Origin of the sequence: Pueribacillus theae (genome assembly GCF_003097615.1) — a bacterium.
Lineage (GTDB): Bacteria > Bacillota > Bacilli > Bacillales > UBA6769 > Pueribacillus > Pueribacillus theae.
The window spans coordinates 13,219-25,695 of the sequence record NZ_QCZG01000020.1 but is presented as its reverse complement, the minus strand read 5'-3'; the positions used below and the strand labels follow the sequence as shown (position 1 = coordinate 25,695).

Here is a 12,477-nt window from a genome sequence, read left to right as displayed (position 1 = left end):
TTATGCTACACTTCACAATCAAATTCTCTCTTTAAATGTATGTTTTCTGCGTAACTAATATGACTTTTTCAGGAAGGGATTTGAGCGACCTTTCTAACATCCTTGTTAAAGCAATTTGAGCAAAAGAAGCCGTCTCTTCATCGACACTTATTTGATTATGAATGTTATCCCCAACAATGTTATCAAGCGTCCATAATAAATGAGGCAAATCAATTCGATTCATCGTTAAGCATGGACACATATTCGGATTTAATGATTCAATCTGTTTGTCTGGATGCATCGAAATCAATCGATTAACGAGATTCATTTCTGTCCCTATTGCCCATTTACTCTTAGCAGGAGCTTTTTCAATTGTATCGATGATAAAATTCGTCGAACCTGAAAAGTCGGACAAGCGAACAACCTCATGCGTGCACTCAGGATGAACGAGAACATTGATCTCTGGATCTTTCGCTCGAATATCATTTACATTTTGCACTGTAAACTTCTCGTGAACACTGCAATATCCTTTCCATAAAATAACTTTCACTTTATTTAAATCACCTTCATATTCGAATACATCTTCAATCGGATCCCAAACAGCCATCTCATCTAAATTGATGCCTAAATCAAAAGCAGTATTACGCCCAAGATGTTGATCAGGCAAAAATAAAACACGAGATTTTTGAGAAAAAGCCCACTGTAACATTTCTTTCGCATTTGAAGACGTAACCGTTGCACCACCATGTTTTCCGCAAAATGCTTTAATCGCCGCTGTAGAATTAACATACGTGAGCGGCAATATCGTATCTTCAAACTGTTCAAGCATCTTCTTCCATGCTCGATCAAGTTGATGAATATTGGCCATATCTGCCATCGAACAACCTGCTCTCATATCAGGCAAAATAACGATTTGATCATCATTCGTTAATATATCCGCAGTTTCCGCCATAAAGTGAACACCGAGAAAGACGATAAATTTTGCTGATTGATTGGATTGTGCTAATCTTGCCAACTGAAGTGAATCGCCTGTTGCATCCGCAAATTGAATCACTTCGTCTTTTTGATAGTGATGGCCAGGAATAAAGAGGCGTGAACCTAATTTTTCTTTTATTTCGCTCACTCTTTTTTCCATCTCATGTCGATCTAGAGATTTATATTGTTGTGGCAGCACTTGATTATTCTGAATCCGTTCTAACATTTTCATGTTTTTTGCCTCCTTCAACGAGTAAACTCGTATCCATTGCTTTTACTGAATGTGTTAATTCTCCAAGCGATATATAATCAACCCCAGTATGGCGAAAATCTGACAAAGCTTCGACGGTAATACCTCCTGAAGCTTCTGTAATGATATGCTTCGGAACTAATTTAACAAATGCTTCAATTTCTTTCGGAGAGCGATTATCAAACATGATCACATCCGCACCCGCTTGAACCGCTTCGATAACTTCCTCTTCAGATTCTGTTTCAACTTCGATCTTTACCATATGCCCCACTTGTTCTCTTACTTTCTGAACAGCTTTTGTAATGCTTCCAATATGTGCGATATGGTTATCTTTTAGCATGACACCATCATACAAACCAACGCGGTGATTATCTCCTCCACCACAGCGAACCGCATACTTGTCAAACATTCGGAGTCCCGGCATCGTTTTTCTCGTGTCACACACCTTTGTATGAGAACAGCGAAGTTTTTGTACCGCTTCATTCGTTTTCGTAGCGATACCACTCATACGTTGAAAAAGATTCAGAATGACCCGTTCACCACTCAGTAAATCGGCTATTTCTCCATATACTTGTGCAATGACATCTCCTTTTTTTACACGATCCCCATCTGTACAGTGAAATTTAGTTTCCATTGACGGATTTAAAATGTGATAACCTTCTGAGATAATCGATAATCCTGCGATAACACCATCTTCCTTGGCTACAATAACACCGCTTCCTTGCTCCCCATGCTTAAAAATTGAACTGCTTGTTACATCTCGAACTCCAATATCCTCCATGAAAAATTGCGTTAATTTCTCTCTTAAAAGTAATTTATTCATATAAATCCCCTTTTTTATTGATTAACCATTTCCTTTGCTCCGTTAGATGAATGTTGATGAATGATTCTTTTTTTACACCACTTATCCGATTTGTTCGGATAGTCGCTTCTGTTATGTCCTCCTCTACTTTCCGTTCTTAATAAAGCAGATTTAGCGACAAGCCAGCCAACCATTGTCATATTTCTTCTTGTTACATCATCCAGTGAAAAGCTTTGATTGGCTTCTTCTTTTCTTAAATAAGTTTCAAACCAATTTACTGCATACGAAAGACCTTCATAATGACGTACAATGCCAACATACCTGTCCATTACCGCTCTAATTTCATCTACTTTTGGAAGAGCACAAAAAGAGACATTGAAAGCTTGTTCAAAAATCGGTGTCGTTAAAAACCCTTCATTTAAAATTGATTTTGCCGCACATTTTGCAAAAACAATCGCTTCTAATAGTGAGTTGCTGGCAAGCCTGTTCGCCCCATGAACAGTTGTATTCGCTACTTCACCAATGGCATATAACCTTTTAATATTCGTCCGTCCAACTGAATCCGTTACAACACCACCCATCAGAAAATGAGATCCTGGAGCAACAGGAAGAAGGCCCCCTGAAAGAGAAACACCATTTACTTTGCAAATGTGAGAAATTGTCGGGAAACGCTTTTCAAATAATGGAATAGCACTTATATCGAGATATACTCTCTCTCCCTGACTTATCGCGTTATAAATGGCATTTGCAACAATATGACGAGGTGCCAAGTCTTTCATCGGGTGAATGCCATCCATTAAAAATTGGCCACTGTCTGTCACGAGACGTGCTCCTTCACCACGAACGGCCTCAGAGACAAGCCCTAAGCATTTACCATCCTTAATCAATAAAGTCGGATGAAATTGAATAAACTCAAGATCAGATAGTTTTGCCCCAGCACGATACGCAAGCGCAATTCCGTCTCCTGTTGCATTCGGATGATTGGAGGTGAAGGAGTATAATTGGCCTAATCCACCAGTTGACAAAATCGTGTGGCTCGCGAGATAAACCGTCCGCTCGCCTACACTGTTAACTGTCCACGTCCCGTAGCAAAAGCCATTCTTTGAAATAAGTTCAATAGCTGTTTCATATTCAATCACTGTTACATGTCGTCTCACACGCTCGTAAAGACACGACACAATTTCTTTTCCCGTTGCATCCCCACCTGCATGAAAAATTCTTCTTCTGCTATGTCCTCCTTCTTGAGCCAACATAAACGATCCATCTTTATTTCGATCAAAAGGCACCCCAATTTCTTTCAGCTTATTCACCATTTCAGGCGCCGTTGTAACGAGCAGCCGGACCATTTCTGCTAAATTATGATATTCTCCTGCTTTGACCGTATCTAAAAAATGCTCGGTCCAATGGTCATCCTCTGTACTTACGGATGCAATCCCTCCTTGAGCTAGAAACGAATTGCTGTCATGCCATGAACTTTTCGTAATTATCGTAACTTCCCTATACTGGGACAATATTTCTGCCATCATTAACCCCGCAATACCTGATCCAATAATGAGACAATCCGTTCTTCTTATTTGCATAGATCTTCCCCTTTACTCCAGTTGTCTTTACACCTATATTGACATATAATATTACACATGACAAGAATAAATGTTCAGGCAATATTTCCATTTTTATAGAAAAAAGTTAAAGGGTGATAATATATGATCTATTTAGATTATGCGGCAACAACACCTATATCAGATAAAGCGTTAGAAATATATGGTCATATCGCAAAAAATCAATACGGTAATCCAAAAAGTTTACATGATGTCGGCACCATTGCAGATCATTCATTAACAGCTTCCCGAAAGACACTTGCTGAATTAATTAACGGTGACGAGCATGGTATTTATTTTACAAGTGGTGGAACAGAATCCAATCATCTAGCAATTCTTTCACTTGCCCGGGCTCATAAAGAGAAAGGGAAACAAATTATTACATCTAAAATGGAACATGCTTCCGTGTTGCAAGCTTTTGAACTGCTGAAAAAAGAAGGATTCGACGTTCGTTACGTACCTGTCAATGCACACGGGATTGTTGAACGAGATGCTTTAGCCAATCTCATTACAAACGAGACGATACTCGTATCACTTGCCTATACAAATGGAGAGATTGGCGTCATCCAAAATATTGAAGAAATTGGAGCTTTCCTAAAAAAGAGAAAGATTCTATTTCACAGCGATTGTGTACAAGCATTTGGAAAAATAGAAATTGACACCCAGAAAGCGAACTTATCAAGTATTAGCCTAGCAAGCCATAAGATTTACGGTCCGAAAGGAGTGGGTGCAGTTTATATCTCGCCTGAAATAAAGTGGAAAGCATTGTTTGATGATGTTACACATGAAAATGGATTCCGTCCTGGGACAGTCAATCTTCCAGGCATCGTATCATTCGTATATGCTGCTGAGGAAGCTTGTGAAGCAATCTTGAGCGAACAAAATCGAATTCAACGTCTACGTGACATCTTTCTGTCGTGTATAATGGATCATGATAAAATTATCGTAGAGGAACACCCTGATTCCAAAGCTCAATCACCGTATTTGCTTGGATTGAGATTAAAAGGTGTGGAAGGACAATATACAATGCTTGAGTGCAACCGGCACGGGATTGCACTTTCCACAGGCTCCGCTTGTCAAATTGGTGAACATACGCCATCCTACACGATGCACGCTTTAGGAAGAACCATTGACGAAGCAAGAGAGTTCATAAGAATTTCATTTGGAAAATATACCGATGAAAAAGATTGCATCACTGCTGCGAATTGTTTAAACGAAATCGTCAAAAATCGAGAATGAAATAAAATGGAGGATTCCAATGAAAGGGAACAAGGAAAAAATTTTGGGAGATGAAAGGCGTGCGCTTATTTTAAAGTGGCTAAAAGAAGAAGGAAAACCAATAACAGGCAGTGCCCTTGCTAAAAGAACGAATGTATCGAGGCAGGTTATAGTCCAAGATATTTCCCTGTTAAAAGCGAAAAATGAACCGATTGTAGCAACCGCACAAGGGTATTTATACATGGAGCAGCCGCCTGCTAAACCGCCTTTCCAGTGGGTTATTGCGGTGAAGCATAAGCCTGAAGACACGAGAAAAGAATTAGAAATCCTTGTGGATCACGGTGTCACTGTTAGAGATGCAACGATTGAACATCCAGTTTATGGTGATTTAACTGGATCCCTCATGATTTCCAGTAGAAGAGATGTTGACTTATTTATAAAAAAAATGAAATCGGCAAAGGCCTCCCTGCTATCAGAACTAACGGATGGGGTTCATATGCATACGCTGGATGCGGAAAATGAGGAACAGCTTCAGGAGGCTTGCCATGCTTTAGAAAAAGCTGGCTTTTTATTACGGCAAAATGATTAAAAAAATGGACAAAGCGATTCTCCGTTTTGTCCATCTCACGATCTTCTTCATTCCACTTTAAAACACGGGTAACTTCCAATGATGTCAACGCCGCATCCCAATGCTTCAAGCTCAGCCTTCACTCCAGGAATAAGCACTTCATCTGCTTCCATCTCTACATCAATAATGAAAAAATAATTGCCCAAACCTGTCTTTAACGGCCTGGATTCGATTTTTGATAAGTTTAGCTTTCTCCACGCGAAAGCAGACAACACTTGATGAAGCGCTCCCGGATAATCGGATGGCAGTGTCACTTTTATCGTTGTTCTATCGCCAGTGTAAAAGTTGCCCTTAGGCAATTTTTCACTTTTTCTTGACAAGACAACAAATTTCGTATGATTATTTTGAAAGTCATGGATATCATGTTGGACAATCTGTAGCCCATACGTTTCCGCTGCGAACTGATTTCCAATTGCCGCTATCATCTCATCCGGGTTCTCCCTTACAAATTTTGCCGCTGAAGCAGTTGAATCTGTATAATGGATCGAGGCATTCGGAAACTTTTCTCTTAAATAATGATGTGCCTGCGCAATAGCCTGGGGATGGGAATAAATCGATTTTGCCAGCTCCCAAGTTTTTTCGTGATAAGGATGAACCATAAGATGCTGTTTAATTGGAATCGTAATGTCAGCTACAATCGGAAGCCGATTTCCGTTTCCATTAAATAGGTAATCAACGGTTACTGTGACAGATCCCTCAATTGCATTTTCAATTGGCACAACACTGTACTCGACTTCATTTTCCCTTACTGCATCAATGCAGTTCGGAATCGTTTTATATGGAATAAGCTCGTCATTGGGAAAAATCTTTTTGGCGGCATATTCTGTAAATGTTCCACTAGGTCCAAGATAACTTATTTTCAAACTCATATTTTTATAAATCCCCTATCCATCAATTTTCTATATATGCTAAACAAAAGAATTTTAAACACAATTGGGTTTGAATTTAGCTGTGATGTATTCAAGACACTTCGAGATCTTTCGAGCGACTGAAAGTAAAGACCGCTCTCCGGCTCTCTTCGTTTAGCTATCCAAATTCCAAAAGACTGCTGTTAAAATCTTTTGTTCATTTTTTATATCTTTTACATGTCCGGCTTCCGGCATCTGACCTCTGAAAGCATCACATTCCCGACCCTATTACTTCAACACGCTCCACCGCATCAACTTCTTCAAGGCGGTGCATCAATTCACTGATGCCGACTACCATGGTGCCCGTTTCAATCGACAATGTGACATTGGCTCTTCCTTGAAGAGGGATGGTCTGATTGATTGTCAATACATTGCAGCCAAGCTCAGCGACCGTTTGCAATACTTGGGACAATGCCCCGGAGCGATCTTGCAGGAAAATAAACAGTGTGATTATTTTTTCTTTTACAAGAGAATGGAAAGCAATGACACTATCCCGGTACTTGTAAAATGCACTCCGGCTCAATCCTACTTTAGCTACAGCATCGTTGATTTGCTCTGCCTTTCCGCTTTCAAGCAGCGCCTTCGCTTCAAGTGTTTTTCTCATAGATTCGGTCAACACATCTTCACGAACTAAATAATATTGGACTGGTTTTCGCTTCACACCGGTTTTCCTCACTTTATTCAATAAACTCAAATTCATACTTTAATAATCTTACCGTATCGCCGTCTTCAGCACCTAATTCACGAAGTGCATCATCAATCCCCATGCCTCTAAGCTGGCGGGAGAAACGCCTGACACTTTCATCTCTTGAAAAATCAGTCATTTTGAATAACCGCTCTACGTTTGGCCCGCTAATTACAAAAGCGCCGTCATCTGCCCGTGTAATCGAAAAACCTTTTTCTTCTTCTTTCTCGTGACGGTATGTCACATGCTCCTCTTGTTCGGAAACTTCCACAAGCGGGAATTCCGGAGTTCTTTCAAGCGTATTTGCGATTTCAAACAATAGATCCCGCAAGCCCTTTTTTGTTATGGCCGAAATCGAGAAAATCGGAGAATCATCCTTCATTTTTTCTTTAAATTGCTTCAAATTTTCTTCAGAGCCAGGGATGTCCATTTTGTTTGCTGCAATGATTTGAGGACGCTCAGTCAGTTTTAAATTGTATTGGCGAAGCTCTTCGTTAATTGTGACATAGTCATCATACGGATCGCGGCCTTCTGTACCGGACATATCAATGACATGGACAATGACCCGAGTCCGTTCGATATGCCTTAAAAATTGATGGCCGAGACCTACGCCTTCATGGGCGCCTTCAATCAAGCCGGGTAAATCCGCGATCACAAAGCTGCGGTTGTCTTCTGTCTCAACAACCCCTAAATTGGGTGAAAGCGTCGTGAAATGATAATCGGCTATTTTTGGCTTGGCAGAAGTAATGACGGATAAGAGCGTTGATTTTCCGACGCTTGGGAAGCCGACAAGACCTACATCTGCAAGCATTTTCAATTCGAGGATTAAGTTTCTTTCCATTCCGGGCTCGCCGTTTTCAGCATGATGCGGCGCTGGATTTGCCGGTGTCGCAAATCGGGTATTCCCTCTTCCCCCGCGGCCGCCTTTCGCAGCAATAACCTTTTGTCCATGTTTCGTTAAGTCTGCTATAGCGTCGCCGGTATCTTCATCAATGATGATTGTCCCGGGAGGTACTTGAACGATCAATGGTTCCGCATTCCTTCCGTGACGATTTTTTGGGCCACCGTGTTCACCTCTTTTGGCCTTGAAATGTTTGTTGTAACGGAAGTCCATCAGCGTGCGCAGCCCCTCGTCCACTTCAAAAACGACGTCTGCCCCTTTCCCACCGTCTCCTCCCGCTGGTCCGCCGTCAGGAACATATTTTTCCCGCCTGAAAGCAACCATTCCGTTGCCGCCATCGCCAGCCTTCACATAAACCTTTACTTGATCGATAAACATGGGGATCCACCTTCTTTGCTCAATTCAGTTCTAAATATACTTTACCCGTTTCAATAGCACCTTTCAATTATGTATGATATTTTTAACAACTTCTTATGAAAAATTACAAAAACAAAAAAGCCCCAAACCAACATCACTTGGCAAGGGCTTGTTACGACTGCTTATGCTTCTTGGGCAGCAGGGTAAACACTTACTTGTTTTTTGTCACGGCCATAACGCTCGAATTTAACAACGCCGTCAACTTTTGCGTAAAGGGTATCATCTTTACCGCGTCCGACGTTGAGTCCTGGATGAATTTTTGTCCCGCGTTGACGGTAAAGGATGGAGCCTCCGGAAACCAATTGGCCGTCAGCGCGCTTTGCGCCAAGTCGCTTCGCAATCGAATCACGTCCGTTTTTCGTACTGCCTACACCTTTTTTCGATGCGAAAAATTGAAGATCCATTTTTAACATGACGATCCACCTCCTTAAGATTTGTTTTATTTAAATACTTCTTGAATCGTAATATGTTCACTGTACTCTTGTGCGATAGCGTCTAATGAAACAAGCATTCCTTCGATCAGCAGTTGTACTTTCTCATCTGTTTCCTTTGGTAAATTGTTGGGAACAACACAGCGGAGAAAGCCTCCTTCTTTGCCTGTTTCTGTTGGCAATTCAACATTGCACAATGTAAAGACTGCGTTAATTGCACCAATCGAGACAGCCGAAACGGCTGCACAGACAAGATCATAGCCATAAGGCCCCGCATCTGCATGTCCATTAAGTGTGAACGACGTAATGCGATTTGATGAACGCTCAACTTGAATTTCAACCATGCTATGCGTTAATTTTTTCAATTGTTACTTTTGTATAAGGTTGGCGATGGCCTTGTTTCCTGCGATAGTTTTTCTTCGCTTTAAATTTGTAAACAATGATTTTTTTGGAACGGCCGTGCTTTTCAACTTTGCCAGTTACAGTTGCACCTTCAATAAGCGGGGCTCCAACTTTCACGTCTTCTCCACCAACTAAAAGCACTTTGTCGAATGTGACTGTATCGCCAACTTCAGCGTCAAGCAGTTCAATGTAAACTTCTTGTCCTTCTTCCACTTTTACTTGTTTACCGCCAGTTTCTATAATTGCGTACATTTTCTGCACCTCCTATTTTGTCTAAGACTCGCCATTGCAGGTGCTGAAAGCTTATAAGGGAGTGCCCTTAACCTGCTCCGTGCGGTTGTAGCTCTTTGGGTGCTCCAAACAACTAACATTGAAATGTTACCACGAACCAAACTGATTGTCAATCTGTGCAGCAGTTGCGGGCTCTAGATTTTCTTTTAATGTGCCGCCAATTTTTTTTCTTGTTAATTCAAATAAACCCATGCGTGTAAAACCAAAAATTTTTACTGTTTTTCGATCAGCTGATGAGGCCCGTTGCACTTCTTGTAAAATCAATTGTTCATCTTCTTTTTTCATTCGGAGAAAATCAATGACGATCATTCCACCAAGATTTCTTAGGCGAAGTTGGCGCATCGCTTCAATGGCGGCCTGTTTGTTAATTTCCATTACTCCGGACCTAGACTTTCCCGAATTTACGTCGATCATTGTCATTGATTCTGTTTCTTCGATAAGAAGATAGCTTCCATCTGGAAGCCAAACAACTTTTTTTAGAGCAAGCTGAATTTCATTTTCAACATTTATAGGTAGATTAGTTTGAAACGTAACAATTGAAGAGTGGTCGTTATCAATTTTCTCTACAAGGGTTTTTATTTTTTCGTATTCATCCTTATCGTCTGTCACAACCTCATCAATTCCTGATGAGATGTAGTTGTGAAATGCTTGTTCAATGCAATCAAAGCCTTCGTGTAAAAGCGTAGGGGCATGTAAATGATTGCTTTCCCATAACAAGCGACTCGACGTTTGTCTTAAATGTTTCAGTTCTCTCTCAACTTCTTCAAGAGTTGAATCGCTCGCTGCCGTTCGGATGATGAATCCTTCATGCCCACGCTTCTGATTTTCTGCAAAAGATATCCATTTATCCCTTTCATTATTGGACATTTTTTTTGATGCTGCCACATAATCCGCGAATGGAGAATAAACAAGAAAAACTCCGGGAAACGACAATTTCATCGTTAACTTTGCACTTTTGAACCGGCTTCTTTCTTTTACAACTTGGACAACAATTTCTTCTCCGTGCTCAAGCCGCTCAACTAAGCAGTCTTTTGCGAGAAGAAAACCATCTTCATTTTGCCCAATTTGTACAAAATACGTATCCATTGCTTCTTTGCTTTTTTTCACAATCCCTTTGTATATGTTTCCGAGTTTCCCAATCTTCTTGTTACAAACGATTATTTCCACTGTTTTTTGATTTTCCGTAACCGCAAGGATTGTTTTACCTTGCCAATTGGAAATAAAAAATTTTCGCACGCCATTCCTCCACAAATACTTTTCATTTACCGGCTATTTTAACCGAAATAATTCAGAAATAGTAGTTCTGTATTTTTTTTTAGCAAAATAGGCATCTAGAAATTTCCGTTCATCTGTTGTCATCAGTTTGTCATCGGCCCGCACTAAAATATTGTGGTGGACACCTTTTTGAAATCGTTTTAATACTTGTTCAAGTACATGGCTTGGTTTTGCATGAATTGGTTTTTGCCTTCCTCCTTTGCCCTTATTGGCCTCATACCTTTCTAATAAAAAACGGAGGAAAACATAGTAGTGATGGCGCCACTCCGTATAGATGGAAAAAGCCAGAAACATAAGAATAATAAGCAAGTTCAGGTTGAAATTATACATTGTTATCGTTATACAAACAAAAAGGAATAAAAAAATCGAGGAAAAAAGCAATTGAGAATGATGGGCTCGTTTAAAAGGCTGAAAGTAGGCAAAAGCTAAAAATAATAGTTTGCCCCCATCCAATGGCCAAATTGGAAGTAAATTAAAAATAAGAATCATCATATTAAAAGCAAGAAATTTTTCAAAAAAAGCGGGCGTCCACAATCCCGAATGCGCTAGAACAAACCCAAGAGCAATGAGTAAAATATGTTGAAAAGGACCAAAGATGACAACTAAAAACTCTTCTTTAAATGGCCTGTTCCCATGTTCATCGACTTCCGCCACACCTCCGAAAGGCAATAAAACAATTTTACGGACACGCCAATTAAAAAAACGGGCCATACTATAATGACCCAGTTCATGGATGAAGATAATAGAAAATAACAGGACTAAGTCACGAAAAAAACCTGTTATAATGGCAATGCCGAACACAAACCACGTAAGTGGATGAATGTCAATTCGCTTTATCAAAAGACATCACCTGGATTGGATCAATAAACGATTCCCCTTGTTTCAATGCAAAAAAGAAAACCCCATTTTTACCTTTTTCATCGATTGAGGCTTTACCGATTGGGTCGCCGCTTTTTATATAATCGTAGAGCGCAACATCAACCTCGTCTAAGTTGCCATACCATGACTCACTGCCGTCGTTATGCTGAACGATAACCGTTTTATTCAAATTGTCACGCTTGCCTGCAAAGGCCACCCAACCGTCTTGTACACATTCGATTACTGATTTGCTATCTGTTTCAATCATCACTCCTTTTTTTTCCTTTTCAAATGGTTCTACAATACGTCCCGTTGCAGGAACGGCATACGAATTTTCTTGTTTATTTACTACTTTTGTTTCCTTATCCTTTTCATTTTTGGTAAGACTTTCAGGGAGAAGTGCTAAAGGCTTTCCAAACTGCTCTTCGTACCAATTCCCCACCATTGCAAACTGAAAATCATGCTCGAATGAATAAACGATCGCTTGGCGAATCTTATCAAATTTGCCTTCAGGCTGTTTGAATAAAATGGCCACCGCGAAAAAAAGGGTAACAGAAAGTAAGCATTTTAATAAAAACGTTTCTTTCGAAAACAAAGGATGAATCCGTTCTGTTTCTTCATTCAAAGTGTTGATTGAGTGATTGTGAGTTTCCTCGCTTGGGCGATTCGCTTGAAATGATCGGTAATTTTTACGTAAAGCTTTACGCCTTCTGTGCCTCTTGCGAAAACGATCCAAATTGTTTCCCATATGCACCCTTCCTCTGTCCTTTATACTCTCTACATGTTATGACTTGTCCTTGAGAGATAGAACATGAAACAGAAGTCAGGGGTCAGAAGCCGGATTGGTCTAAATTTGCGA

General features: G+C 40.3%; 14 protein-coding genes and 1 other annotated feature. Of the genes, 2 read left to right on the top strand and 12 right to left on the bottom strand.

Translation table 11 applies throughout. From position 1 onward, the window contains the following. Positions 1-31 precede the first annotated feature (31 nt). The 3 genes from nadA to nadB are packed head-to-tail and all read right to left on the bottom strand — an operon-like array spanning position 32 to position 3,586. Entirely contained in the window at positions 32-1,186 is a 1,155-nt protein-coding gene (nadA, locus tag DCC39_RS10560) for a quinolinate synthase NadA (RefSeq protein ID WP_116554864.1), read from the bottom strand. Next, entirely contained in the window at positions 1,158-2,027 is an 870-nt protein-coding gene (gene nadC / locus DCC39_RS10555) for a carboxylating nicotinate-nucleotide diphosphorylase (RefSeq protein WP_116554863.1), read from the bottom strand. The genes nadA and nadC overlap by 29 nt, the downstream gene beginning before the upstream one ends. A gap of 14 nt (positions 2,028-2,041) precedes the next feature. Next, positions 2,042-3,586, bottom strand: a complete 1,545-nt coding sequence (gene nadB, locus DCC39_RS10550) for an L-aspartate oxidase (protein WP_116554862.1) — start codon at positions 3,584-3,586, stop codon at positions 2,042-2,044. A 123-nt stretch (positions 3,587-3,709) separates the two neighbouring features. Here nadB and DCC39_RS10545 point away from each other — a divergent pair, with 123 nt between their 5' ends. Together DCC39_RS10545 and DCC39_RS10540 are read left to right on the top strand one after the other, a co-directional pair. After that, entirely contained in the window at positions 3,710-4,843 is a 1,134-nt protein-coding gene (locus DCC39_RS10545; RefSeq protein ID WP_116554861.1) for an IscS subfamily cysteine desulfurase, read from the top strand. 19 nt (positions 4,844-4,862) lie between these two features. After that, positions 4,863-5,411: a transcription repressor NadR gene (locus tag DCC39_RS10540; protein WP_116554860.1), complete on the top strand. Its 549-nt coding sequence runs from the start codon at positions 4,863-4,865 to the stop codon at positions 5,409-5,411. Between the two features lie 47 nt (positions 5,412-5,458). Here DCC39_RS10540 and pheA read toward each other — a convergent pair whose 3' ends face one another. The 9 genes from pheA to DCC39_RS10495 form a co-directional block, all read right to left on the bottom strand. After that, positions 5,459-6,313, bottom strand: a complete 855-nt coding sequence (gene pheA, locus DCC39_RS10535; RefSeq protein WP_116554903.1) for a prephenate dehydratase — start codon at positions 6,311-6,313, stop codon at positions 5,459-5,461. A 256-nt stretch (positions 6,314-6,569) separates the two neighbouring features. After that, a complete protein-coding gene (locus tag DCC39_RS10530) occupies positions 6,570-7,058 on the bottom strand; it encodes an ACT domain-containing protein (protein ID WP_165820837.1) in 489 nt (162 codons plus the stop codon). Continuing rightward, complete coding sequence (obgE, locus tag DCC39_RS10525) at positions 7,036-8,322, bottom strand: GTPase ObgE (RefSeq protein ID WP_116554859.1); 1,287 nt, start codon at positions 8,320-8,322, stop codon at positions 7,036-7,038. Before obgE ends, DCC39_RS10530 begins: the two co-directional genes overlap by 23 nt. 161 nt (positions 8,323-8,483) lie before the next feature. After that, the gene (gene rpmA / locus DCC39_RS10520) at positions 8,484-8,774 is read right to left on the bottom strand and encodes a 50S ribosomal protein L27 (RefSeq protein ID WP_116554858.1); all 291 of its coding nucleotides are present in this window, start codon (positions 8,772-8,774) and stop codon (positions 8,484-8,486) included. 26 nt (positions 8,775-8,800) lie between these two features. Beyond that, positions 8,801-9,157: a ribosomal-processing cysteine protease Prp gene (locus DCC39_RS10515; RefSeq protein WP_338066551.1), complete on the bottom strand. Its 357-nt coding sequence runs from the start codon at positions 9,155-9,157 to the stop codon at positions 8,801-8,803. Further along, positions 9,138-9,446, bottom strand: coding sequence for a 50S ribosomal protein L21 (rplU, locus tag DCC39_RS10510; protein WP_116554857.1), 309 nt, complete (start codon positions 9,444-9,446; stop codon positions 9,138-9,140). The genes DCC39_RS10515 and rplU overlap by 20 nt, the downstream gene beginning before the upstream one ends. Before the next feature lie 14 nt (positions 9,447-9,460). Beyond that, positions 9,461-9,543: a sequence feature (ribosomal protein L21 leader region), on the bottom strand. 29 nt (positions 9,544-9,572) lie between these two features. Then, positions 9,573-10,721 carry a ribonuclease E/G gene (locus DCC39_RS10505; RefSeq protein WP_116554856.1) on the bottom strand — a complete coding sequence of 383 codons (1,149 nt, stop codon included), beginning with the start codon at positions 10,719-10,721 and terminating at the stop codon, positions 9,573-9,575. A gap of 33 nt (positions 10,722-10,754) precedes the next feature. Beyond that, positions 10,755-11,600 (bottom strand): M50 family metallopeptidase, encoded by an 846-nt coding sequence (locus DCC39_RS10500; protein ID WP_116554855.1) that lies wholly within the window; start codon positions 11,598-11,600, stop codon positions 10,755-10,757. Continuing rightward, entirely contained in the window at positions 11,584-12,366 is a 783-nt protein-coding gene (locus tag DCC39_RS10495) for a M23 family metallopeptidase (RefSeq protein WP_116554854.1), read from the bottom strand. Before DCC39_RS10495 ends, DCC39_RS10500 begins: the two co-directional genes overlap by 17 nt. Positions 12,367-12,477 lie beyond the last annotated feature (111 nt).

What these genes read in the sequence shown, in the direction of transcription:
- nadA (WP_116554864.1), bottom strand. Translation starts at nt 1,186, where the DNA reads ATGAAAATGTTAGAACGGATTCAGAATAATCAAGTGCTGCCACAACAA.
- DCC39_RS10495 (WP_116554854.1), bottom strand. Translation starts at nt 12,366, where the DNA reads ATGGGAAACAATTTGGATCGTTTTCGCAAGAGGCACAGAAGGCGTAAA.
- DCC39_RS10545 (WP_116554861.1), top strand. Translation starts at nt 3,710, where the DNA reads ATGATCTATTTAGATTATGCGGCAACAACACCTATATCAGATAAAGCG.
- DCC39_RS10530 (WP_165820837.1), bottom strand. Translation starts at nt 7,058, where the DNA reads ATGAATTTGAGTTTATTGAATAAAGTGAGGAAAACCGGTGTGAAGCGA.
- DCC39_RS10540 (WP_116554860.1), top strand. Translation starts at nt 4,863, where the DNA reads ATGAAAGGGAACAAGGAAAAAATTTTGGGAGATGAAAGGCGTGCGCTT.
- rplU (WP_116554857.1), bottom strand. Translation starts at nt 9,446, where the DNA reads ATGTACGCAATTATAGAAACTGGCGGTAAACAAGTAAAAGTGGAAGAA.
- obgE (WP_116554859.1), bottom strand. Translation starts at nt 8,322, where the DNA reads ATGTTTATCGATCAAGTAAAGGTTTATGTGAAGGCTGGCGATGGCGGC.
- nadB (WP_116554862.1), bottom strand. Translation starts at nt 3,586, where the DNA reads ATGCAAATAAGAAGAACGGATTGTCTCATTATTGGATCAGGTATTGCG.
- nadC (WP_116554863.1), bottom strand. Translation starts at nt 2,027, where the DNA reads ATGAATAAATTACTTTTAAGAGAGAAATTAACGCAATTTTTCATGGAG.
- rpmA (WP_116554858.1), bottom strand. Translation starts at nt 8,774, where the DNA reads ATGTTAAAAATGGATCTTCAATTTTTCGCATCGAAAAAAGGTGTAGGC.